This window comes from Streptomyces sp. NPDC039609 (assembly GCF_055596705.1).
This window is the reverse complement of the sequence record NZ_JBVIUJ010000008.1, coordinates 129,771-152,721: the sequence shown is the minus strand read 5'-3', so window position 1 is coordinate 152,721 and position 22,951 is coordinate 129,771. Positions and strand designations below refer to the sequence as shown.

General features: G+C 69.2%; 18 protein-coding genes. 11 read left to right on the top strand and 7 right to left on the bottom strand.

Annotated elements, in window-relative coordinates; all coding sequences use genetic code 11:
* Positions 1-13 precede the first annotated feature (13 nt).
* From ngcE to ACZ561_RS24610, 9 genes are all read left to right on the top strand, one after another.
* The gene (ngcE, locus tag ACZ561_RS24650) at positions 14-1,459 is read left to right on the top strand and encodes an N-acetylglucosamine/diacetylchitobiose ABC transporter substrate-binding protein (protein ID WP_470998872.1); all 1,446 of its coding nucleotides are present in this window, start codon (positions 14-16) and stop codon (positions 1,457-1,459) included.
* 42 nt (positions 1,460-1,501) lie between these two features.
* Complete coding sequence (locus ACZ561_RS24645) at positions 1,502-2,425, top strand: carbohydrate ABC transporter permease (protein ID WP_470998870.1); 924 nt, start codon at positions 1,502-1,504, stop codon at positions 2,423-2,425.
* Positions 2,426-2,436: 11 nt separating this feature from the next.
* A complete protein-coding gene (locus tag ACZ561_RS24640; protein WP_470998868.1) occupies positions 2,437-3,360 on the top strand; it encodes a carbohydrate ABC transporter permease in 924 nt (307 codons plus the stop codon).
* A gap of 275 nt (positions 3,361-3,635) precedes the next feature.
* Positions 3,636-4,859 carry an ROK family transcriptional regulator gene (locus tag ACZ561_RS24635; RefSeq protein WP_470998866.1) on the top strand — a complete coding sequence of 408 codons (1,224 nt, stop codon included), beginning with the start codon at positions 3,636-3,638 and terminating at the stop codon, positions 4,857-4,859.
* Positions 4,860-4,981: 122 nt separating this feature from the next.
* Positions 4,982-6,082 (top strand): substrate-binding domain-containing protein, encoded by a 1,101-nt coding sequence (locus tag ACZ561_RS24630; protein ID WP_470998864.1) that lies wholly within the window; start codon positions 4,982-4,984, stop codon positions 6,080-6,082.
* 177 nt (positions 6,083-6,259) lie between these two features.
* The gene (locus tag ACZ561_RS24625; RefSeq protein WP_470998862.1) at positions 6,260-7,066 is read left to right on the top strand and encodes an ATP-binding cassette domain-containing protein; all 807 of its coding nucleotides are present in this window, start codon (positions 6,260-6,262) and stop codon (positions 7,064-7,066) included.
* Entirely contained in the window at positions 7,063-8,400 is a 1,338-nt protein-coding gene (locus ACZ561_RS24620; protein ID WP_470998860.1) for a sugar ABC transporter permease, read from the top strand. The genes ACZ561_RS24625 and ACZ561_RS24620 overlap by 4 nt, the downstream gene beginning before the upstream one ends.
* Before the next feature lie 206 nt (positions 8,401-8,606).
* The gene (dxs, locus tag ACZ561_RS24615) at positions 8,607-10,547 is read left to right on the top strand and encodes a 1-deoxy-D-xylulose-5-phosphate synthase (RefSeq protein ID WP_470998858.1); all 1,941 of its coding nucleotides are present in this window, start codon (positions 8,607-8,609) and stop codon (positions 10,545-10,547) included.
* A gap of 188 nt (positions 10,548-10,735) precedes the next feature.
* Positions 10,736-12,214: an amino acid permease gene (locus ACZ561_RS24610; protein ID WP_470998856.1), complete on the top strand. Its 1,479-nt coding sequence runs from the start codon at positions 10,736-10,738 to the stop codon at positions 12,212-12,214.
* Here ACZ561_RS24610 and ACZ561_RS24605 read toward each other — a convergent pair.
* The 4 genes from ACZ561_RS24605 to ACZ561_RS24590 form a co-directional block, all read right to left on the bottom strand.
* Positions 12,211-12,582, bottom strand: a complete 372-nt coding sequence (locus ACZ561_RS24605; RefSeq protein ID WP_470998854.1) for a PIN domain-containing protein — start codon at positions 12,580-12,582, stop codon at positions 12,211-12,213. The genes ACZ561_RS24610 and ACZ561_RS24605 overlap by 4 nt on opposite strands.
* Positions 12,583-12,594: 12 nt before the next feature.
* On the bottom strand, positions 12,595-13,686 hold the full coding sequence (locus tag ACZ561_RS24600) for an LCP family protein (RefSeq protein WP_470998852.1): 1,092 nt from the start codon (positions 13,684-13,686) through the stop codon (positions 12,595-12,597).
* A 170-nt stretch (positions 13,687-13,856) separates the two neighbouring features.
* Positions 13,857-15,986 carry a 3-hydroxyacyl-CoA dehydrogenase NAD-binding domain-containing protein gene (locus ACZ561_RS24595; RefSeq protein ID WP_470998850.1) on the bottom strand — a complete coding sequence of 710 codons (2,130 nt, stop codon included), beginning with the start codon at positions 15,984-15,986 and terminating at the stop codon, positions 13,857-13,859.
* On the bottom strand, positions 15,983-17,197 hold the full coding sequence (locus ACZ561_RS24590; protein ID WP_362014462.1) for a thiolase family protein: 1,215 nt from the start codon (positions 17,195-17,197) through the stop codon (positions 15,983-15,985). The genes ACZ561_RS24595 and ACZ561_RS24590 overlap by 4 nt, the downstream gene beginning before the upstream one ends.
* Positions 17,198-17,517: 320 nt before the next feature.
* Between ACZ561_RS24590 and ACZ561_RS24585 the strand changes: the two genes are divergently transcribed.
* Positions 17,518-18,690 carry an alpha/beta fold hydrolase gene (locus ACZ561_RS24585; protein WP_470998849.1) on the top strand — a complete coding sequence of 391 codons (1,173 nt, stop codon included), beginning with the start codon at positions 17,518-17,520 and terminating at the stop codon, positions 18,688-18,690.
* Between the two features lie 31 nt (positions 18,691-18,721).
* On the opposite strand, the gene ACZ561_RS24580 is transcribed toward ACZ561_RS24585, so the two are convergent.
* The 3 genes from ACZ561_RS24580 to ACZ561_RS24570 all read right to left on the bottom strand — a co-directional run bounded on the left by ACZ561_RS24580 (position 18,722) and on the right by ACZ561_RS24570 (position 21,736).
* Positions 18,722-20,005, bottom strand: a complete 1,284-nt coding sequence (locus ACZ561_RS24580; protein WP_470998847.1) for an HRDC domain-containing protein — start codon at positions 20,003-20,005, stop codon at positions 18,722-18,724.
* 161 nt (positions 20,006-20,166) lie between these two features.
* On the bottom strand, positions 20,167-20,832 hold the full coding sequence (locus tag ACZ561_RS24575; protein ID WP_017242457.1) for a response regulator transcription factor: 666 nt from the start codon (positions 20,830-20,832) through the stop codon (positions 20,167-20,169).
* A gap of 211 nt (positions 20,833-21,043) precedes the next feature.
* Positions 21,044-21,736, bottom strand: a complete 693-nt coding sequence (locus ACZ561_RS24570; protein ID WP_376431463.1) for a DUF3000 domain-containing protein — start codon at positions 21,734-21,736, stop codon at positions 21,044-21,046.
* 91 nt (positions 21,737-21,827) lie between these two features.
* Between ACZ561_RS24570 and hemE the strand changes: the two genes are divergently transcribed.
* Entirely contained in the window at positions 21,828-22,904 is a 1,077-nt protein-coding gene (gene hemE / locus ACZ561_RS24565; RefSeq protein ID WP_470998845.1) for a uroporphyrinogen decarboxylase, read from the top strand.
* Positions 22,905-22,951 lie beyond the last annotated feature (47 nt).

Here is a 22,951-nt window from a genome sequence, read left to right as displayed (position 1 = left end):
CGAGGACTTGAGCATGGGATCCACCTCCGCGCACAACCACGAAGGCCCCGGCCGCCGCGATCTGATCAAGCGCTCCGCCGCTCTCGGTCTGATCTCGGTGCCGACGATGAGCTTCCTGTCCGCCTGTGCCACCGGTGGTGGCGGCGGCGACCAGGGGCCGAAGGCCGCCGGCGGCGAGAAGACCGCGAAGAACCCGCTCGGCGTGAAGAACGGCGCCCCGCTCGAAGCGTTCATCTTCAAGGGCGGCCTGGGCGACCAGTACGCCAAGGACGCGGAGGCCGACTACAAGGCCACGTACGGCGCCGAGGTCAAGCACACGGGCACCCAGCAGGTCGGCCCCAAGCTGACGCCGCGCTTCGCGGGCGGCAACCCGCCGGACGTCATCGACAACTCCGGCGCCGACCACCTGGACATGAACAAGCTGTCCACCCAGGGTCAGCTCCAGGACCTGGGCCTGCTCCTCGACGCCGCCTCCATGGACGACCCGGCCAAGAAGATCCGGGACACGATCCACCCGAGCACCATCGAGAAGGGCAAGCACGGCGACAAGTTCGACGTGCTGTACTACGCCTTCACGATCTACGGCACCTGGTACTCGCAGAAGCTGCTCGAGTCCAAGGGCTGGGCGTACCCCAAGACCCTCGACGAGATGGTCACGCTCTGCGGCGAGATCAAGAAGGCCGGCATCGCCCCCTGGACGTACGCCGGCAAGTTCCCGTACTACGTCCACTTCAACCTCTTCGCGCAGATCGCCAAGATCGGCGGCATGGAGAAGTGGATCGCGATCGACAACCTCGAGCCCAACGCCTGGACCGGCAACGACGCGGTCAAGGAGGTCATCGAGCACTACGAGGAGCTGGCGGCCAAGAAGTACTTCCTCGAAGGCAGCCAGGGCCTGACCCACATCCAGTCGCAGACCGCCTGGAACAAGGGCAAGGCCGTCTTCATCCCGAACGGCTCCTGGGTCGAGAACGAGGCCGCCCCGACCACCCCCGCCGACTTCGGCATGGCGGTCGGCGCCCTCTTCGACGGCACCGGCGACAAGATGCCGCACGGCACCCTGCGCGCCGAGCCGAGCGAGCCGTACCTGGTCTCGGCCAAGGGCAAGAACCCGGCCGGCGGTATGGAGCTGCTGCGCATCATGCTCTCGAAGAAGCACGCGCAGAACTTCGCGACCAAGGTGAAGTCCCTGACCTGTGTCATGGACGCCACCGAGGGCATGACGCTCTCGCCCGGCCTCGCCTCCGCCAGCAAGGTCTTCAAGGAGGCCGGCACCAACCTGATCAGCCTTCAGCTGCAGGAGTGGTACCCGGCGCTCACGGACGAGAAGATCGGTGGTCTGACGGGTCAGCTGCTCGCCGGCGAGCTGAAGGCGGCCGACTGGATCAAGAGGACCCAGGAGGAATGCGACAAGGTGGCCAAGGACAGCTCCGTCGCCAAGTTCAAGCGCACCGCCTGACCTGCTGATCCAGGACAAAGAGGGGAAGGGCCGGGGAGCACCATGCAACACGGCAAATACCGATTCATCGTGGGCTTCCTGGCCCTGCCTCTGATCATTTACGCGCTCTTCGTGATCTCGCCGTTCGTCCAGGCGTTCCAGATCTCGATGACCGACTGGTCCGGGCTCGTGGGAACGGCCGAGTTCGTCGGCCTGGACAACTTCCAGAAGCTCTGGGACAGCGACGACTTCTGGAACGCACTGCGCCACAACATCTACATGCTGGTGCTGGTCCCGGTCGTCACGCTCGGTCTGGGCCTGTTCTTCGCCTTCATGCTGAATGTCGGCGGCCGGCGCAGGAGGAACGAGGTCGTCACCGGTGTGGCGGGCTCGAAGATGTACAAGTTCGTCTTCTTCTTCCCGCAGGTCATCTCGATCACGATCGTCGCCGTCATCTGGTTCAACATCTACAACCCGGACCCGCAGGACGGCATGCTCAACTCGCTGCTGGGCGCGGTGGGCCTGGACAGCCTGCAGAACTCCTGGCTGGGCGAGAAGAGCCTCGCGCTGTGGTGCATCAGCGCGGTCATGGTCTGGGGCCACGTCGGCTTCTTCGTGGTGCTCTTCTCCGCCGCGATGGCCTCCATCCCCCGGGACATCTACGAAGCGGCCCTGCTCGACGGGGCCAACCGCTTCCACACCTTCTTCAAGATCACCCTGCCGCTGCTGTGGGACACGGTCCAGACCGGCTGGGTGTACATGGGCATCATCGCGCTCGACGCCTTCGCCCTGGTCCAGATCATGTCGGTGAACATGGGCGGCCCGGACGGCGCCACGGACGTCATGCCGCTGAGGCTCTATCTGACGGCCTTCCGCGACAGCCAGTTCGGCTACGCCTCCGCCATGGGCATCGCGATGCTCATTGTCACGATGACCTTCGCAGTGCTCACGATGCGCTTCGCGCGCCGTGAGCGGATCGAGTACTAGGGGTACGGCGGATGACGACCGAAGAGATCGAGAAGGTGGCGCCGGAGACGACGCCCGCCACCGTCACCAAGAAGCTCGGGCCGACGACCGGCCGCACCTCCGAGGGCAGCATCCTCAACGTCTTCTCCCACGGCATCCTGATCGTCTGGGGCCTCATGGTGGGCGTCCCGCTGCTCTGGGTGTTGTGGAGCGCCTTCAAGGACAGCAACGGCATCCTCACCGACCCGTGGGGCCTGCCGACGGTCCTGCACTGGGAGAACTGGTCCAACGCGTGGAACGACGCGAACATGGGCCAGTACTTCATCAACACCGTCATCGTGGTCGGCGGTTCCGTCATCGGCACCATGGTGCTCGGCTCGATGGCCGCGTACGTCCTGGCCCGCTTCACCTTCCCCGGCAACAGGTTCATCTACTACCTGTTCGTGGCGGGCATGTCGTTCCCGGTCTTCATGCTGGTGATCCCGCTCTTCTTCGTGCTGCGGGACTTCCCGGGCAGCTCGCTCCTCGCGACGTACCACGGTCTGATCCTGGTCTACATCGCGTACTCGCTGCCGTTCACCGTCTTCTTCATGACGGCGTTCTTCCGTACGCTGCCGACCTCGGTGGCGGAGGCGGCGATGATCGACGGCGCCTCGCACACCCGGACGTTCTTCCAGGTGATGCTGCCGATGGCCAAGCCCGGCCTGATCAGCATCGGCATCTTCAACTTCCTGGGCCAGTGGAACCAGTACCTGCTGCCGATGGTGCTCAACCAGCAGGAGGACAAGTACGTCCTGACGCAGGGGCTCGCGATGATCGCGCTGCAGCAGGGGTACGAGAACGACTGGGGCGCCCTCATGGCCGGCATGATGATCGCCATGCTGCCCGTGCTCGTCGTGTACACGATCTTCCAGCGACAGGTGCAGTCCGGCCTCACCGCCGGGGCGCTGAAGTAGCCCACCCACATCCACGAGCGAGGCCCCGGCGGGACATCCCGCCGGGGCCTCGGCCGTGTCGGGCCGGGTGTCCGGGGGTAGCCGCGGTGTCAGGACGGGGACGCCGTGGCGGCCGGGCTCATTCGAGCCCGCTCGCGCTCAGGTCTTGACGGGGGACAGCCCGAAAGGCTCATCTTAGAGTTCACAAGTTGGAGAAGTAGCCGGGGTCTCATTGGCGTGGCCCCGGCCGGGGACGGCGCATGCGCCGTCCATCGCAGGCGGGAGTGGATGAGTCGATGGAGACTCCGGGGTCGCAGACATCTCTGCACAGGGCCAATCTCGAACGGGTCGTCCGTGCGGTACGCATGGCCGGCTCGCTCACCCAGGCGGAGATCGCCCGGGCGACCGGGCTGTCCGCCGCCACGGTCTCCAACATCGTGCGGGAGCTGAAGGACGGCGGGACCGTCGAGGTCACCCCCACCTCCGCGGGCGGGCGCCGGGCCCGCAGCGTCTCGCTCTCCGGCGACGCGGGCATCGTCATCGGCGTCGACTTCGGCCATACGCACCTGCGGGTCGCCGTCGGCAACCTCGCCCACCAGGTCCTCGCCGAGGAGTCCGAGCCGCTCGATGTCGACGCCTCCTCCGCGGAGGGCTTCGACCGGGCGGAACGGCTGGTCACACGGCTGATCCAGGCCACCGGCATCGGCCGCGACAAGGTCGTCGGCGTCGGCCTCGGCGTACCGGGTCCGATCGACGTGTCCTCCGGCACGCTCGGCTCCACCTCGATCCTGCCGGGCTGGAGCGGGATCAACCCGGCCGACGAGCTCTCCGGCCGGCTCGGCGTGCCCGTGTACGTCGACAACGACGCCAATCTCGGCGCGCTCGGCGAGCTCGTCTGGGGCAGTGGGCGAGGGGTCAAGGACCTGGCCTACATCAAGGTCGCCAGCGGCGTCGGAGCGGGCCTCGTCATCGACGGGCGGGTCTACCGAGGTCCTGGAGGCACCGCGGGCGAGATCGGGCACATCACGATCGACGAATCGGGCCCTGTCTGCCGCTGCGGCAACCGCGGCTGCCTGGAGACCTTCACCGCCGCGCGGTACGTCCTGCCGTTGCTCCAGCCCGGCCACGGGCCCGATCTGACCATGGAGCGGGTCGTCCAGCTGGCGCGCGAGGGCGACCCGGGGTGCCGGCGTGTGGTCGCCGACGTGGGCCGCCACATCGGCAGCGGTGTCGCCAACCTCTGCAACCTGCTGAACCCCAGCCGTGTGGTCCTCGGGGGCGACCTCGCGGAGGCCGGTGAGCTGGTGCTCGCGCCGATCCGCGACTCCGTCTCGCGCTATGCCATCCCCAGCGCCGCGCGCCAGCTCTCGCTGGCCCCCGGGGCGCTCGGCGGACGGGCCGAGGTGCTGGGCGCGCTGGCCCTCGCGCTGAGCGAAATGGGTGATTCGACCCTGTTGGAGGGCGCCCTTCCCGGTGCCGCTCCCGCCGCCGCTCCGGCCTCCACTCCTGCCTTCACTTAGATAACGGATGGCACCGTTGTCATCTCGTTAAGGATTTACTCCTTGACGTCGGGGTTGCGGCCGAGTTGACTTCCAGCCACCTCGGCCGCAATGTCGCGGCCTCGTCAGGGAGGCAACCCCACATGAACGCATTGACGCGTCGCGTCGTCATAGGCACGGCCGCCGTTTCGATGGCCCTCTCCGTCGCCGCCTGTGGCAAGGCGGGCGACAGCGACTCGGGTAACGGGAACGGCGGTGACGGCAAGACCATCGGTCTGCTGCTGCCGGAGAACAAGACCACGCGTTACGAGACCTTCGACCGTCCGATCATCGAGGACAAGATCAAGGCTCTCTGCTCGGACTGCGAGGTCAAGTACAACAACGCCGCGCAGGACACCGAGACGCAGAAGAAGCAGTTCGACGCGCTCGTCACGCAGGGCGTGAAGGTCATCATCCTGGACTCGGTCGACTACAAGGCCACCAAGTCCTGGGTCCAGCAGGCCGAGAAGAAGGGCGTCAAGGTCGTCGCGTACGACCGTCTGGCCGAGGGCCCGATCTCCGCCTACGTGAGCTACGACAACGAGAAGATCGGCCGCCTGCAGGGCGAGGGCCTCGTGAAGGCGCTCGGCGACAAGGCCAAGGACGCCAACGTTGTCATGATCAACGGCTCGCCGACCGACCCGAACGCCCCGCTGTTCAAGAAGGGCGCCCACAGCGTCCTCGACAGCGCCGTCAAGAAGGTCGTCTACGAGCAGGACATCCCGGACTGGTCCCCGGACGAGGCCAACAAGAAGATGGGTGCCGCCATCGACTCGCTGGGCAAGGACGGCTTCCAGGGCGTCTACTCGGCCAACGACGGCATGGCCGGCGGCATCATCACCGCCCTCGCCAAGCAGGGCATCAAGGTCCCGGTCGGCGGCCAGGACGCCGAGCTCGCCGGTCTGCAGCGCATCCTGAAGGACGACCAGGCCTTCACGATCTACAAGCAGATCAAGCCGGAGGCCGAGACCACCGCCGAGATCGCGGTCCGACTGCTCAAGGGCGAGAAGATCGACGACCTGGTTCCCACCAAGGTCACCAGCCTGACCGGTGAGTTCAAGGACATCCCGGCGAAGCTGTACGACGCGCAGGTGGTCACCAAGGGCGACATCGCCGGAACGATCATCAAGGACGGCGTCTACAAGGCCGCCGACATCTGCACCGCCGAGTACAAGGCGGCCTGCGAGGCGGCGGGCATCAAGTAACACCCGCTGCCGGTACGGCCCTTCGACCCACTGACCTCCTTCGAAGCGGCCCCCGGTCCGGTCCGGCGCACCCCGCCCCGTTCAACGCCCCGCAAGCGGGGGCGGGGCGCCGGACTCCTCTCACAGCCCCTCTGTGCTCTTCGCACCACCATCCCCGCCGGTCAGGCGGCGAAGGAGATGATTCACGTGTCCGCTACGCCCGTGCTGGCGTTGCGCGGAGTCTCCAAGCGGTTCGGCGCCGTCCAGGTGCTCACCGACGTAGAACTGGAGATCCACGCCGGTGAGGTCGTCGCCCTGGTCGGCGACAACGGCGCCGGCAAGTCGACCCTCGTCAAGACGATCTCGGGCGTTCACCCGATCGACGAGGGCGTCATCGAGTGGGACGGCAACCCCGTCCAGATCACCAAGCCCCACGACGCCCAGAACCTCGGGGTCGCCACCGTCTACCAGGACCTGGCGCTCTGCGACAACCTCGACGTCGTCGCCAACCTGTTCCTCGGCAGCGAGCTCCGCTCCGCGTCCGTCCTCGACGAGATCGCGATGGAGAAGCGCGCCAAGGAGCTCCTGGACACCCTGTCCATCCGCATTCCGTCGGTCCGCATCCCCGTCGCGGCGCTCTCCGGCGGTCAGCGTCAGGTCGTGGCCATCGCCCGCGCCCTGATCGGCGACCCCAAGATCGTCATCCTGGACGAGCCCACCGCCGCACTCGGCGTCGAGCAGACCGCACAGGTGCTCGACCTCGTGGAGCGGCTGCGCGAGCGCGGCCACGGAGTCATCCTCATCAGCCACAACATGGCCGACGTCCGCGCCGTCGCGGACAAGGTCGCGGTCCTCCGGCTGGGCCGCAACAACGGTGTCTTCGACGTCAAGGACACCAGCCACGAGACGATCATCGCCGCCATCACCGGTGCCACGGACAACGCCGTGACCCGTCGGCAGGCCCGTACGGCCTCGGCCACGGCCACGAAGGAGGACGCGAAGTGAGCGACCTCGCCAAGACCCCCGAGACGCCCGAGAGCACCGGCGCCGCGGCGCCCGAGGCCGCCGTGCCCGCCCAGGCCGCCCCCGTCGAGGCCTCCGCCGCCCCGATCCCCGCCGTAGACCCGCGTCTGCTGGTCCGCGAGCAGGGCATCAAGGGCTACTGGACCGAGTTCAACCGCAAGATCCGCGGCGGCGAACTCGGCTCCCTGCCCGTCGTCCTGGGCCTGATCGTCATCGCGATCGTCTTCCAGGTCCAGAACAGCAACTTCCTCTCGGCGAGCTCCGTCGCCAATATCGCGGTCTACTCCTCCGGCCTCGGCATCATGGCCGTCGGCATCGTCTTCGTCCTCATCCTGGGCGAGATCGACCTGTCGATGGGCTCGGTCGCCGGCGTCGGCGCCGCCGTCTGGGCCGTACTCAACGTCACCAACGGAATGAACGACCTGCTCTCGGTCGTCATCGCCGTCGCCTCCGGCCTCCTCATCGGCCTGCTCCACGGCTTCTTCTTCGCCAAGATCGGCGTCCCGGCCTTCGTGGTCACCCTCGCCGGCTTCCTCGGCTGGAGCGGCCTGCAGATCTGGATGATGGGCAAGGAGGGCTCGATCAACGCCCCCACCGGCTCGATCGTGGAGAACCTCACGGCGTACTACTTCGAGGACAAGGCCGCCGCGTACGGCCTGGCCCTCGTGGCGGTCCTCGCCTACGCCGGCTCGCTGCTCCTCGACGCCAAGCGTCGCAAGGCCGCGGCGCTGCCGTCCCGCCCCACCAGCGAGATCGTGCTCCGCACGGCCGTCGTCGCGATCCTCTGCTTCGTCGTCGCGTATGTCCTGAACGAGCCCGAGGGCGCCCGCGGCCTGCCGCTGGCCCTGGTCCTCTTCCTCGCCGTCCTGGTGATCGCGGACTTCGTCGCCCGCCGCACCCTGTTCGGCCGCAAGGTCTTCGCGGTCGGCGGCAACGCCGAGGCCGCCCGCCGTGCGGGCATCAACGTCGACCGGATCCGGATCCTGGTCTTCGGCCTCTCCGGAATGCTCGCCGCCTTCGGCGGCCTCTTCGTGGCCAGCCTCTCCGGCGGCGCCACCAAGAGCCTCGGCAGCGGCAACACGCTGATGCTGGTGATCGCGGCGGCCGTGATCGGCGGCACCAGCCTCTTCGGCGGCCGCGGCAAGGTCTGGTCGGCACTCCTTGGAATGATCGTCATCCAGTCGATCCAGCAGGGCCTGAACATGATCGGAATGGCCAACGAGATCCAGTTCATGATCACCGGCGCGGTGCTCCTCGCCGCGGTCGTGATCGACTCGGTCTCGCGGAGGACCCAGAAGACAGCGGGTCGCGCGTAGCCTCTGTTACGTACTCCACAGTGCTCGGCGCCGGAGAACCGGCGCCGGGCACTGCTGCGTCTGGTCCTGTGCACCGCCCGTACGCTCAGCGGTGTGTCGGCCACACGCGTGACGCGCACCCCGCCGCCCGATGACCACGGTCGGGGGCGGAACATTAGACTCGACGAATCGGCAAGCTCGACCAGCTCAATGGCAAGGAGGCACGGGTGGCATTGCTGACCCGTATCAGGGGACCGCGCGATCTGGACCGGCTCTCCCCGGAACAGCTGGACCAGCTGGCCGCGGAGATCAGGACGTTTCTCGTGGACGCCGTCTCCAAGACCGGCGGCCACCTCGGCCCCAACCTCGGTGTGGTCGAGCTGACCATCGCCCTGCACCGGGTGTTCGACTCCCCGAAGGACAAGGTCCTCTGGGACACCGGCCACCAGAGCTATGTCCACAAGCTGCTCACGGGCCGCCAGGACTTCTCCAGGCTCAAGATGAAGGGCGGCCTGTCCGGCTACCCCGCTCAGGCCGAGTCCGAGCACGACGTCATCGAGAACTCGCACGCCTCGACCGTCCTCGGCTGGGCCGACGGCCTCGCCAAGGCCAACGAGGTCCTGAAGAAGGACGACCACGTCGTCGCCGTGATCGGCGACGGAGCCCTCACGGGCGGCATGGCCTGGGAGGCGCTGAACAACATCGCCGCCGCGAAGGACCGCCCGCTGGTCATCGTCGTCAACGACAACGAGCGCTCCTACGCGCCCACGATCGGCGGCCTCGCCAACCACCTGGCCACCCTCCGTACCACCGACGGCTACGAGCGCTTCCTCGCCCGCGGCAAGGACATCCTGGAGCGCACCCCCGTCGTCGGGAAGCCGCTCTACGAGACCCTGCACGGCGCCAAGAAGGGGCTCAAGGACTTCATCGCCCCGCAGGGCATGTTCGAGGACCTCGGCCTGAAGTACGTCGGCCCGATCGACGGTCACGACATCGAGGCCCTGGAGTCCGCCCTGACGCGCGCCAAGCGCTTCGGCGGCCCGGTGATCGTCCACTGCCTCACGGAGAAGGGCCGCGGCTACCAGCCCGCCCTCCAGGACGAGGCCGACCGCTTCCACGCCGTCGGCAAGATCCACCCCGACACGGGCCTGCCGATCTCCTCCTCCGGAGCCGACTGGACCGGCGTCTTCGCGCAGGAGATGGTCGAACTCGGCAAGGAGCGCCAGGACATCGTCGCGATCACCGCGGCCATGCTCCAGCCCGTCGGCCTGGACAAGTTCGCCAAGGAATTCCCCGAGCGGGTGTACGACGTCGGCATCGCCGAGCAGCACGCCGCGGTCTCCGCGGCCGGCCTGGCCACCGGCGGACTCCACCCCGTCTTCGCGGTCTACGCGACCTTCCTGAACCGCGCCTTCGACCAGGTCCTGATGGACGTGGCCCTGCACAAGTGCGGTGTCACGTTCGTCCTGGACCGGGCCGGCGTCACCGGTACGGACGGCGCCTCCCACAACGGCATGTGGGACATGTCGATCCTCCAGGTCGTCCCCGGCCTCAGGCTCGCCGCGCCCCGCGACGCCGACCAGGTACGCGCCCAGCTGCGCGAGGCCGTCGAGGTCACCGACGCGCCGACCGTCGTCCGCTTCTCCAAGGGCGCCGTCGGCCCCGCCGTACCGGCCCTGCGCCGCATCGGCGGCATGGACGTGCTCCGCGAGCCGGGCACCGACAGGCCCGACGTCCTCCTGGTCTCGGTCGGCGCGCTCGCGCCGATGTGCCTGGAGATCGCCGACCTCCTCGACAAGCAGGGCATCTCCACCACCGTCGTCGACCCCCGGTGGGTCAAGCCGGTCGACGAGGCGCTCGCCCCGCTCGCCGAGCAGCACCGGGCCGTCGTCACCGTCGAGGACAACAGCCGGGTCGGCGGTGTCGGCTCGGCCGTCGCCCAGGCCCTGCGCGACGCCGGTGTGGACGTACCGCTGCGCGACTTCGGCATCCCGCCGCGCTTCCTCGACCACGCCTCGCGCGCCGAGGTGATGGCCGAGATCGGTCTGACCGCGCCCGACATCGCCCGCCAGGTCACCGGCCTCGTGTCGCGCCTCGACGTCCCCCAGGCTCTCGGCTCCTCCCCCGACCCGGAGAGCAGCCGGGCCGTGGAGCCCGCCCGCGACTGAACCGTCGTCACCGCGCGTCACCATTGGGCCGGTCGGACCACTCCACGGGGTGGCCGACCGGCCCATTCGTGTGAACTCCGTTCCCTCGACAGGCGCCACCCCTTCGGGGTCTCGATCATGGGTGCTGGAACTGACGGCACGGAGGTACGACGGTGAGTACGGACCAGCAGCCAAGCAGGTCGTCCGGAATGTTCCGGACGAAGACGGTCGAGCAGTCGATCCGGGACACCGAGGAGCCCGAGCACGCGCTCAAGAAATCGCTCTCCGCCTGGGACCTGATGGTCTTCGGCGTCGGCGTCATCATCGGCACCGGCATCTTCGTGCTCACCGGCAAGGTGGCCAAGGAGAACGCGGGACCTGCCACCGCACTGGCCTTCGTCGCGGCCGGCATCGTCTGCGCGCTCGCGGCCCTGTGCTACGCCGAGTTCGCCTCGACGGTCCCCGTCGCCGGCTCGGCCTACACCTTCGCGTACGCCTCCATCGGCGAACTCCCGGCCTGGATCATCGGCTGGGACCTCGTCCTGGAGTTCGCGCTCGGCACGGCCGTCGTCGCGGTCGGCTGGTCCGGCTACGTACGCTCCCTGATGGACAACGTGGACTGGCATCTACCGGCCTCGCTGCAAGGGCCCGACGTGCCCGACGGCACCTTCGACATCCTGGCGTTCCTGCTCGTCCTGGTGCTGACCGCGGTCCTCGTCATCGGCATGAAGCTGTCCGCCCGCATCACCGCGCTCGTCGTGGCCATCAAGGTCACGGTCGTCATGATCGTGATCATCGCGGGTCTCTTCTTCATCGTCGGCGACAACTACGACCCGTTCATTCCCCCCGCGGTCACCCCGGAGGGCGGCGGCTCCGCCTGGGACGCCCCGCTCGTTCAGACGATCTTCGGGTACGAGGCCACCAACTTCGGCGTCATGGGCATCTTCACCGCCGCCTCGGTCGTCTTCTTCGCCTTCATCGGCTTCGACGTGGTCGCCACCGCCGCCGAGGAGACCAAGCTCCCGCAGCGCGACATGCCCCGCGGCATCCTGGGATCGCTCTTCATCTGCACCGTGCTCTACGTCGCCGTGGCCCTGGTCGTGACCGGCATGCAGCACTACACCGAACTGTCGGTCAGCGCTCCGCTCGCCGACGCCTTCAAGGCGGTCGGACATCCCTTCTACGCCGGTGTGATCAGCTTCGGCGCCGCCGTCGGTCTCACGACCGTCTGCCTGATCCTCCTCCTCGGCCAGACCCGGGTGTTCTTCGCGATGAGCCGCGACGGGCTGCTCCCGCGCTTCTTCTCCATCACGCACCCGCGCTTCAAGACGCCTTACCGGCCGACCATCCTGCTCGGCGTGATCATCGCCATCGTGGCGGGCTTCACCAGCATCAACGAGCTGGCGACGCTGGTGAACATCGGCACGCTCTTCGCCTTCGTCGTCGTCGCCTTCGGTGTGATGGTGCTCCGCCGCACCCGCCCCGACCTGCACCGCGCGTTCCGTACCCCGTGGGTGCCGGTGCTCCCCATCCTGTCCATCGCCGCGTCGGTCTGGCTGATGCTCAACCTGCCCGGCGAGACCTGGTTCCGCTTCGCGGTCTGGATGGCCATCGGCGTCGTCGTCTACTTCCTGTACGGCCGCTCCCACAGCCGCCTGGGCAAGGCGGGCCAGGACGCGCTCTACTAGGCCGTCTCCGGAAGGGCACGGGGGCCCACACAACGGGCCCCGTGTTCGCCCACCCGCCGGCGCAGTTCACGGTCGGCCGTGACCACCAGGCACGGCCGGCCGCTCGCGTTCCGGGCCAGGTCCACGATGAGGTCGTCGCCGCTGCCGGGCGCCTCCTGCACCCGTACTCCGGGCACGGACTCCACTCCGCGGGCCCGGCCCTCGACGACCAGCACGATCTCGAAGGGACCGCCCTCCGGCCCGCCCGCGGCCGCGAGCCGGTCCCGCAGCCGCTCGGCGGCCGCACGCCGGTCCCGCCACCAGCCGTCGGGCTTTGATCCCACCACGTTGGCCCCGTCGACGATCAGCAGAGGAAGTTCCAGGTCCATGCGGACAGGATGTCAGCCGCCGGTCGCGCGGGACTTCTTCGCCGACTCGGGGATCGGGGAGTCCTCCCGGATCGCCTTCCACAGCTGCGACGCGTTCGGCTCGTGGGCCACCACGCGGTTCGGGTCCTTCTTGTCGTACGCCACGGGCAGCATGATCGTCTCCATGCTGCTCGGGTTCACACCGTTCATCGACTGGGCGAAATCGCTCAGGGCCGTCAGCGAATCCAGCTCCGAGTCGGTGGTGAGCGCCTTGGTCGCGGAGTCGGCGATCTTGTAGGTCTTGGCCGGGCTGCCCAGCAGGTCCTGCCTCTTGATCTCGGTGAGCAGCGCCATCAGGAACTTCTGCTGGTTCCCGATGCGGCCGAGGTCGCTGCCGTCGCCGACGCCGTACCGGGTCCGTACGAAGGCGAGGGACTGGGTACCGTCCAGCTTCTGCGGACCGGCGGCGAGGTCGAGTCCGGCGGCGCCGTTCCTGATGGGCTCGTCGAGGTCGACGGTGACGCCGCCGATGGCGTCGACGAGGTCCTTGAACCCGGAGAAGTCGATCTCCAGATAGTGGTCGAGCCGCACCCCGGACATCTTCTCGACGGTCTTCACCACACAGGCCGGACCGTGCTGGGCGTAGACCGAGTTGAACATGACGCGCTCGGCGGAGGGCGTGGTGCCGCCGCCCTTCCGCGGGCACTCGGGCCGGGTCACCAGGGTGTCGCGCGGAATGCTGATCGCGACGGCCTTCGTCCGGCCCTCGGGTATGTGGACCACCAGAGCGGTGTCCGACCGGGCGCCGGACACCTTGCCCCCGTCGAGCGCCGCGTTGGCCCCGGCCCGCGAGTCCGAACCGAGCACGAGCAGGTTCTGGCCGGCGGCCACCGGCTTCTGCGGCCGGTCGTCCCCGAGTTCCCTGTCGAGGTCCACGGCCTTGATGTTGCCGTCGATGCTCGAGTACATCCCGTACACGGCGCCGCCGGCGGCGAGGAGGAGGACGAGCAGTGTCAGCAGGACGATCCGCCCGGTCCGGCGCCTGCGCTTCGGCGCCCTGCGCGAACGCGAGGCGGAGCGGTCGGAATCGCTGCCGGATTCCGGCGTGGGTATGTCCTGGGTCATCCTGCCTCAGTCCTCTGCTCCGTAGGCCGTGCAGTATAGGCAAAACGCTCGGACTGGCGTACGAGTTCGCCCGGTTGACGTGTGGTGCCGTACGACAGGACGCCGTGGAACGACGACTGCCGGTGGCGGCACCCGAGGGGTGCCACCACCGGCAGTCGACCGTCGCGTCGTTACGCGGGGATGCTCGCCACGCCCTGCGCGAGGAACGGCTTGCCGTTCACCCGCTGGGAGACGCCCTCACGGTCCAGGTACGGCGTGATGCCGCCCAGGTGGAAGGGCCAGCCCGCGCCCGTGATCAGGCAGAGGTCGATGTCCTGCGCCTCGGCGACGACACCCTCCTCCAGCATCAGGCCGATCTCCTGCGCCACCGCGTCCAGGACGCGGTCGCGGACCTGCTCCTCGGTCAGGACGACATCGCCCTGCTTGAGGAGCGCGGCGACCTCGGGGTCCAGCTCCGGCCGGCCGGAGTCGTAGACGTAGAAGCCGCGCTTGCCGGCCTTGACCACGGCCGCCAGGTTCGGGGAGACGGTGAAGCGCTCCGGGAAGGCGCGGTTCAGGGTCTCGGAGACGTGCAGACCGATCGCCGGGCCGACGAGCTCCAGGAGGACCAGCGGGGACATCGGCAGGCCGAGCGGCTCGATGGCCTTCTCCGCCGTCTCGACCGAGGTGCCCTCGTCGATGACGTTCTGGATCTCGCCCATGAAGCGGGTCAGGATGCGGTTCACGACGAACGCCGGGGCGTCCTTGGTGAGGACCGCGGTCTTCTTCAGCTTCTTGGCGACACCGAACGCGGTGGCGAGGGAGGCGTCGTCCGTCTTCTCGCCGCGCACGATCTCCAGGAGCGGGAGGATCGCGACCGGGTTGAAGAAGTGGAAGCCGACCACGCGCTCCGGGTGCTGGAGCTTCGAGGCCATCTCCGAGACCGACAGCGAGGAGGTGTTGGTGGCGAGGATCGCGTGCGCCGGGGCGACCGCCTCGACCTCCGCGAACACCTTCTGCTTGACGGACATCTCCTCGAACACGGCCTCGATGATGAAGTCCGCGTCCGCGAAGCCGGCGGCCTTGTCCAGGACGCCGGAGACCAGGCCCTTGAGACGGTTGGCCTTGTCCTGGTTGATCCGGCCCTTGCCGAGCAGCTTCTCGATCTCGGCGTGGACGTAGCCCACACCCTTGTCGACGCGCTCCTGGTCGATGTCGGTCAGGACGACCGGCACCTCGAGGCGGCGCAGGAAGAGCAGCGCGAGCTGGGAGGCCATCAGACCGGCGCCGACGACACCGACCTTGGTGACAGGGCGGGCCAGCGACTTGTCCGGGGCACCGGCGGGGCGCTTGCCGCGCTTCTGCACCAGGTTGAAGGCGTAGATGCCCGAGCGCAGCTCGCCGCCCATGATCAGGTCCGCGAGGGCCTGGTCCTCGGCGTCGAAGCCCTTCTGCAGGTCGCCGTCCTTGGACGCCTCGATGATGTCCAGGGCGCGGTACGCGGCCGGGGCCGCGCCGTGCACCTTGGAGTCGGCGATGAACCGGCCCTTGGCGACGGCCTGGTCCCAGCCCTCACCGCGGTCGATCTCCGGACGCTCCACCGCGACCGAGCCGTTGAGGACCGAGGCGGTCCAGATCAGCGACTGCTCCAGGAAGTCCGCGCCCTCGAAGATCGCGTCGGCGATGCCGAGCTCGAAGACCTGCTTGCCCTTGAGCTGACGGTTCTGGTTCAGCGAGTTCTCGATGATGACCGTGACGGCCTTCTCCGCGCCGATCAGGTTCGGCAGGATCGTGCAGCCGCCCCAGCCGGGCACCAGACCGAGGAAGACCTCGGGCAGCGAGAAGGCGGGCAGGGCCTTGGAGACGGTGCGGTAGGTGCAGTGCAGACCGACCTCGACACCGCCGCCCATCGCCGCGCCGTTGTAGTACGCGAAGGTCGGCACGGCCAGCGCGGACAGACGCTTGAAGACGTCGTGGCCGCCCTTGCCGATGGCGAGCGCGTCGGTGTGCTGCTTGAGCAGCTCGACGCCCTTGAGGTCGGCGCCCACCGCGAAGATGAACGGCTTGCCGGTGACACCGACGCCGACGATCTCACCGTTGGCGGCCTCGGCCTCGACCTGGTCGATCGCCGTGTTGAGGTTCGCCAGGGACTGCGGACCGAAGGTGGTCGGCTTGGTGTGGTCGAAGCCGTTGTCCAGCGTGATCAGCGCGAACCGGCCCGCACCCGCGGGCAGTTCGAAGTGCCGTACGTGGGCGCTGGTGACGACCTCGTCCGGGAACAGCTCGGCCGCACCCTTCAGAAGCTCGGCGGTGGTGCTCACTTGCCCTCCCAGTGGGGGTTCTCCCAGATGACGGTCGCGCCCATGCCGAAGCCGACGCACATCGTGTTGAGGCCGTAGCGGACCTGCGGGTTCTCCTCGAACTGGCGGGCCAGCTGCGTCATGAGACGGACGCCGGAGGAGGCGAGCGGGTGACCGTAGGCGATGGCGCCGCCGTACTGGTTGACGCGCGCGTCGTCGTCGGCGATGCCGTAGTGCTCCAGGAACGCCAGGACCTGGACCGCGAAGGCCTCGTTGATCTCGAAGAGGTCGATGTCCTCGATCGAGAGACCGGCCTGGGCGAGAGCCTTCTCGGTCGCCGGGATCGGGCCGTAGCCCATGACCTCGGGCTCGACGCCGGCGAAGGCGTACGAGACGAGGCGCATCTTCACCGGGAGGTTGTTCTCGCGGGCGAAGTCCTCGGAGGCGATGATCGAGGCGGTGGCGCCGTCGTTGAGACCGGCCGCGTTACCGGCGGTGACGTTGCCGTGGACGCGGAACGGCGTCTTCAGGTTCGCCAGCGACTCCAGGGTGGTGCCCGGGCGCATCGGCTCGTCGGCGGTGACCAGGCCCCAGCCGGTCTCGCCGGCCTCGGCGTTGGTGCGGCGGACCGAGATCGGCACCAGGTCCTGCTGGATCTTGCCGTCGGCGTACGCCTTGGCGGCCTTCTCCTGCGAGCGCACGGCGTACTCGTCGGCGCGCTGCTTGGTGATGCTCGGGTAGCGGTCGTGCAGGTTCTCGGCGGTCATGCCCATGAACAGGGCGGACTCGTCGACCAGCTTCTCGCTCACGAACCGCGGGTTCGGGTCGACGCCCTCGCCCATGGGGTGGCGGCCCATGTGCTCGACGCCACCGGCGATGACGGCGTCGTAGGCGCCGAACGCGATGGAGCCGGCGACCGAGGTGACGGCGGTCAGCGCGCCGGCGCACATACGGTCGATGGAGTAGCCCGGGACGGACTGCGGCAGACCGGCGAGGATGCCGGCGGTGCGGCCGAGGGTCAGACCCTGGTCACCGATCTGCGTGGTCGCGGCGATGGCGACCTCGTCGATCTTCGCGGGGTCGAGGCCGGGGTTGCGGCGCAGCAGCTCCCGGATGGCCTTCACGACGAGATCGTCGGCGCGGGTCTCGTGGTAGATGCCCTTCGGGCCCGCCTTGCCGAACGGGGTGCGGACGCCGTCGACGAAGACGACGTCCCTGACGGTACGAGGCACGATGGCTCTCCTCCAGGGTGCGGGATGGCACTGCTGCGGCACGCGGCTAAGCGCGCGCTTGCTCCCCCCATGCTACTTGCGGGTAACCGGGCTGCCCAGCCCCGGGGGCCGGAGCGGTGAAGGTCACACTCCGCCCGATGCGCCGGGGCGCATTTGTGCGCCCCGCGTACGCCCGCCCGATCGGAGTGCCGCGGCTACCCGATCGGGTCGACGGCGAGGTCGACACGGTCACGTCAACCATGCCGGACGCGGGTCCGAGCGGACGCTGATCGCACCCCGGGCGACCGTCCCGGACCCGAACCCGGAGAACGGAGCACCCCATGGCCGCCACCGACCTCTACGTGGACCACGAATCGTCCATCCCGGCGAACAAAGGGCTGAAGGTCAAGCTCTTCGTGCGGGAGCACAAGGCCACATCCCCCAGCAGTCCGCGCAGGCCCGTCCTCATGCTCCACGGCCGCAGCGTCCCCGCTGTGGCCGGCTTCGACCTGCCGTACAAGAAGTACAGCTGGGCCGCCGAGCTGGCGAAGGCCGGCTTCGACGTGTACGTGATGGAGCTGCAGGGCTCCGGTCTGTCCCCCCGGCCGCAGATGGACGACCCGCACAACGTCAGCCCCACCGTCGCCCAGCAGCAGCTCCTCGTCCCCAACCCGAACGGGACGCTCTACAACGGCCCGCTGGCCTACACCTCCCAGCTGAACAACTCCCAGAGCGACTGGGACGAGGTCGACACAATCGTCGACTTCATCCTCCAGCGCACCGGCACGACGAAGGTCGACCTGATCGGCTGGTCCGCGGCCTCCCAGCAGCTCGGGCCCTACAGCATCCAGTACTCCGACAAGGTGCGCAGCCTCTTCCTGCTGGCCCCGATCTTCCCGCCGGAGGGCAGGAAGAGTGCCGACGGTACCGATTTCGGGGCCCCCGTGCCGCTGCCGGTGTCCACGCCGGCCGGCGCTTTCGGCTTCCCGATGACCGTCGGCACCAAGGCCGGTCTCGACAATTCCTGGAAGAAGGACCTGGGCTGTCCGGACCAGCGCGAGGCCGGGATGGTCGACGAGGTGTGGAAGGCGATCATGGCGGTCGACAAGGAGGGCGCCAAGTGGGGCGGCACCGTGGCCGGATCTCCCGAGGGGCTCAACCGGGTCCGCAACTCCTACTGGTGGGGCTGGAACTCGACCACCGTGCCCCTGCACGGAATCCTCGGTGAGAAGGTGCCCGTGTGCATCGTGTACGGCGAGCACGACTCGATCATCAACACCGCGCCGGATCTCGGTCTCCTGTACTTCTCCACGTCCGAGCTCTACAAGAAGATCCCCGGGCCCAAGAAGCTGATGTTCCGGCTCTCCTGCGCGGGCCATCAGATCGTCTGGGAGCGCAAGGCGAAGCTGGTGCACACGATGTCCGAGCACTGGCTCAAGCACGGCAAGATCTTCGGCGAGTCCCGAGGGAGCTTCTACCGGGACGAGGACGAGATCCTCACGCCCATGGAGTGAGGATCCCGTCAGACGGACCCGGCGGACCGGATCAGGCCCGCGCGGCCAGCGCCGTCACCAGCAGCGGGGTCACCAGGCCCACCTGCCAGGGCCGAGCCCCGTAGCCCGTGAGGGCCTCGGCGACTGAGCCCTCGGTCGCCGGAGCCGGGGGTTCCCAGCAGACGCGGCGGACCGTGTCCGGGGTGATCAGGTTCTCCTGGGGGAGGTTCAGCTCCTCCGCGAGGGCCGAGACCGCCGCGCGGGCCGCCGAAAGGCGGGCGGCCGCCGCCGGGTCCTTGTCCGCCCAGGCGCGCGGCGGCGGGGGACCCGCGACCGGCTGGCCGGGCTGGGGGAGCTCGTTGTCCGGGAGGGCCTTCGCGCGGTCCACGGCCGTCTGCCACTGCTCGAGCTGGCGTCGGCCCATGCGGTGCCCGAAGCCCGGCAGCGCGGTCAGCGCGGCCACGTTCGTGGGCACGGCGAGCGCCGCCTCCACGATCGCGGTGTCGCTGAGCACCTTGCCCGGCGAGACGTCCCGCCGCTGCGCGATCCGGTCACGGGCCGTCCACAGCTCCCGTACGACCGCCATCTGGCGACGGCGCCGCACCTTGTGCATCCCGGAGGTCCGGCGCCACGGGTCCTTGCGCGGCGGCGCGGGCGGGGCCGAGGCGATCGCGTCGAACTCCTGGTGGGCCCACTCCAGCTTGCCCTGCCGGTCGAGCTCCTTCTCCAGTGCGTCACGCAGGTCGACGAGCAGCTCGACGTCCAGCGCGGCGTACCGGAGCCAGGGCTCGGGCAGCGGGCGGGTGGACCAGTCCACCGCGGAGTGCCCCTTCTCCAGGGCGTAGCCGAGGACGGACTCGACCATCGCCCCGAGCCCGACCCTCGGGAAGCCCGCCAGTCGGCCGGCGAGCTCGGTGTCGAAGAGCCGGGTCGGCACCATGCCTATGTCGCGCAGGCAGGGCAGGTCCTGGGTGGCCGCGTGCAGGATCCACTCGGTCCCGGCGAGCGCCTCGCCGAGTCCGGACAGATCGGGGCAGCCCACGGGGTCGACGAGCGCGGTGCCCGCGCCCTCGCGGCGGAGCTGGACGAGATAGGCGCGCTGCCCGTAGCGGTAGCCGGAGGCGCGCTCGGCGTCCACGGCGACGGGGCCGCGGCCCGCGGCGAAGGCGGCGATCACTTCGGCGAGGGCCTCGTCGGTCTCGACGACGGGCGGAATGCCCTCGCGGGGCTCCAGCAAGGGGATCGGCAGCCCGTTCGCAGGGACGTCGTCGTCCGGGGGAGCGCCCCCGGTGGTTCGCAGTGCTGTGTCTGCTGCGGTCTCTTGGGCGTCGGTCACGTGTCAAGGGTATCTGTGAACGGCAAGCGCCTGTCGACGGAACGTTCCGTCGACAGGCGCCGATCTTTCGTCAACCGTTCAGGGAGCGCTGCGGGCCCGGTGACGCGGCTCGTCCGGGGCCCGATTCCGGCCCGATTCCGGTCCGGTACGGCCTGCTGCGGTCAGTGGATGATCCCGGTGCGCAGTGCCACCGCGACCATGCCGGCCCGGTCACCCGTGCCGAGCTTGCGCGCGATCCGGGCGAGGTGGCTCTTCACGGTCAGCGCGGACAGGCCCATCGAGACGCCGATGGCCTTGTTCGACTGACCCTCGGCGACCAGCCGGAGCACCTCGACCTCACGGCCGGAGAGCTCGCGGTAGCCGCCCGGGTGGCTCGGGGCACCCGGGGGGCGGCGGTGGCCGAGGCGGGCGGCCGCGGAGCCGATGGGGGCGGCGCCGGGGCGGGTGGGGTGCCCGATGTTCGTACGCGTACCCGTGACGACGTAGCCCTTGACGCCACCGGCCAGTGCGTTGCGCACGGCGCCGATGTCGTCGGCCGCGGAGAGGGCGAGGCCGTTGGGCCAGCCCGCCGCGCGGGTCTCGGACAGCAGCGTGAGGCCGCTGCCGTCGGGGAGGTGGACGTCGGCCACGCAGATGTCGCGGGGGTTGCCGACGCGGGGACGGGCCTCAGCGATGGACGACGCCTCGATGACGTCACGTACTCCGAGGGCCCACAGGTGGCGGGTGACGGTGGAGCGGACGCGCGGGTCGGCCACGACGACCATGGCCGTCGGCTTGTTCGGGCGGTAGGCGACCAGGCTTGCGGGCTGCTCGAGGAGAACGGACACACGGCCTCCTGGGGAGATGCGGGACGGAGCCGGCTCGGGGAAGAAGCCGGGGGCGAACCCGTGCGGTGAAGGGGTCATTGACTCCTTCGGCAGCTCGGGCGCCCGCCTTTAGGGAAAGATCACGATTTGGTGAGTAACAATTCGGGCAATTCGGACGCGTGATCGATCATCCTACGAGTGAGCCTCCTTCCGGGCGATCCCGGAGGCGTCACTACGGCTGCTGCGGACCCCTGCGCTGAGGCAGCGAGACGACCCCCGCACCCGAGATCGTCCCCGCCCCCGGATCGGGCGCGGTCGGCGGGAGACCCGCGATCTGGCAGAGCAGATCGCACCAGGCCGTCAGGTGCGCCGCGGTGTCCGGCACGCCCCCCAGGCCCTCCTGCGGCGTCCACGAGGCCCGGATCTCGATCTGGGTCGCGGGACGGCGCTCGGCGAGCCCACCGAAGTAGTGGGAGCCCGCCTGGGTGACCGTACCGCTCGCCTCGCCGTACGGCAGACCCCGCGCCTCCAGCGCGCCGGTCAGCCAGGACCAGCAGACCTCCGGCAGCAGCGGGTCCGAGGCCATCTCCGGCTCCAGCTCCGCCCGTACCAGCGTCACCAGCCGGAACGTTCCCTTCCAGGCGTCGTGCCCGTCCGGATCGTGCAGCAGGACCAGCCGGCCGTCGGCCAGATCCTCCTCGCCCTCCACCACCGCCGCTTCCAGCGCGTACGAGTACGGAGCGAGCCGCTGCGGCGGCCGGGTCGGATCGATCTCGACCTCCGGCCGCAGCCGGGCCGAACGCAGTGCCTCGACCGCCCGCCGGAAAGCGGGCGGCACCGGGTTCGTCTCCGTTTTGCCCGCCGAGTCGCCCGCCTGTTCGTCGCCGTCGGAATGATCGGAAAAATGTCCCTGAGCCGCAGCCATGCGGGGAAGAGTAGGCGGAATGGGGGCCTCGCGCAGGGAGGGACACCCGGCCCGGACGAGCGGCTTCCCGCCACATGCGAAGATTCTGGGCGTGAGTGCCAATGACAGCCCCGTGGGCCAGCAGACGAAGCACCAGCCGCAGACGTACGACTCCGCGTTCCTCAAGGCGTGCCGGCGCGAGGCCGTGCCGCACACGCCTGTCTGGTTCATGCGGCAGGCGGGGCGCTCGCTGCCCGAGTACCTGAAGGTCCGCGAGGGCATTCCGATGCTCGAGTCCTGCATGCGGCCCGAGCTGGTCACCGAGATCACGCTGCAGCCCGTGCGCCGCCACAAGGTGGACGCGGCGATCTACTTCAGCGACATCGTCGTCCCGCTCAAGGCCATCGGCATCGACCTCGACATCAAGCCGGGCGTCGGCCCGGTCGTCGCCGACCCGATCCGGACCCGCGCCGACCTGGACCGACTGCGCGACCTGACCCCCGAGGACGTCCACTACGTCACCGAGGCCATCGGGATGCTCACCGGCGAGCTGGGCTCCACCCCGCTCATCGGTTTCGCCGGCGCGCCTTTCACCCTCGCGAGCTACCTCGTCGAGGGCGGTCCGTCCCGCAGCCACGAGCACACCAAGGCGCTGATGTACGGCGACCCGCAGCTGTGGGCCGATCTGCTCGACCGCCTCGCCGAGATCACCTCGGCCTTCCTCAAGGTCCAGATCGAGGCCGGCGCCTCCGCCGTCCAGCTCTTCGACTCCTGGGTCGGCGCGCTGGCCCCCGCCGACTACCGGCGCTCGGTCATGCCCGCCTCCGTGAAGGTCTTCGACGCGGTCGCCTCGTACGGCGTCCCGCGGATCCACTTCGGCGTCGGTACGGGTGAGCTGCTCGGCCTCATGGGCGAGGCGGGCGCGGACGTCGTCGGCGTCGACTGGCGCGTCCCGATGGACGAGGCCGCCCGCCGCGTCGGCCCCGGCAAGGCGCTCCAGGGCAACCTGGACCCGGCCGTGCTCTTCGCCTCCACCGAGGTCGTCGAGGCGAAGACGGACGAGGTCCTCGCCGCCGCCAAGAGTCTGGAGGGCCATGTCTTCAACCTGGGCCACGGCGTCATGCCGGCGATGGACCCGGACGCCCTGACGCGCCTGGTGGAGTACGTCCACACAAGGACGGCCGTCTGAGCCGACGCCTTCGGGTGAATGCGCCGTCGTCCCCGCCCGGGAGCGAC

What these genes read in the sequence shown, in the direction of transcription:
- ACZ561_RS24610 (WP_470998856.1), top strand. Translation starts at nt 10,736, where the DNA reads ATGTTCCGGACGAAGACGGTCGAGCAGTCGATCCGGGACACCGAGGAG.
- ACZ561_RS24645 (WP_470998870.1), top strand. Translation starts at nt 1,502, where the DNA reads ATGCAACACGGCAAATACCGATTCATCGTGGGCTTCCTGGCCCTGCCT.
- ACZ561_RS24600 (WP_470998852.1), bottom strand. Translation starts at nt 13,686, where the DNA reads ATGACCCAGGACATACCCACGCCGGAATCCGGCAGCGATTCCGACCGC.
- ACZ561_RS24635 (WP_470998866.1), top strand. Translation starts at nt 3,636, where the DNA reads ATGGAGACTCCGGGGTCGCAGACATCTCTGCACAGGGCCAATCTCGAA.
- ngcE (WP_470998872.1), top strand. Translation starts at nt 14, where the DNA reads ATGGGATCCACCTCCGCGCACAACCACGAAGGCCCCGGCCGCCGCGAT.
- ACZ561_RS24630 (WP_470998864.1), top strand. Translation starts at nt 4,982, where the DNA reads ATGAACGCATTGACGCGTCGCGTCGTCATAGGCACGGCCGCCGTTTCG.
- ACZ561_RS24605 (WP_470998854.1), bottom strand. Translation starts at nt 12,582, where the DNA reads ATGGACCTGGAACTTCCTCTGCTGATCGTCGACGGGGCCAACGTGGTG.
- ACZ561_RS24585 (WP_470998849.1), top strand. Translation starts at nt 17,518, where the DNA reads ATGGCCGCCACCGACCTCTACGTGGACCACGAATCGTCCATCCCGGCG.
- ACZ561_RS24640 (WP_470998868.1), top strand. Translation starts at nt 2,437, where the DNA reads ATGACGACCGAAGAGATCGAGAAGGTGGCGCCGGAGACGACGCCCGCC.
- ACZ561_RS24625 (WP_470998862.1), top strand. Translation starts at nt 6,260, where the DNA reads ATGATTCACGTGTCCGCTACGCCCGTGCTGGCGTTGCGCGGAGTCTCC.
- ACZ561_RS24570 (WP_376431463.1), bottom strand. Translation starts at nt 21,736, where the DNA reads ATGGCTGCGGCTCAGGGACATTTTTCCGATCATTCCGACGGCGACGAA.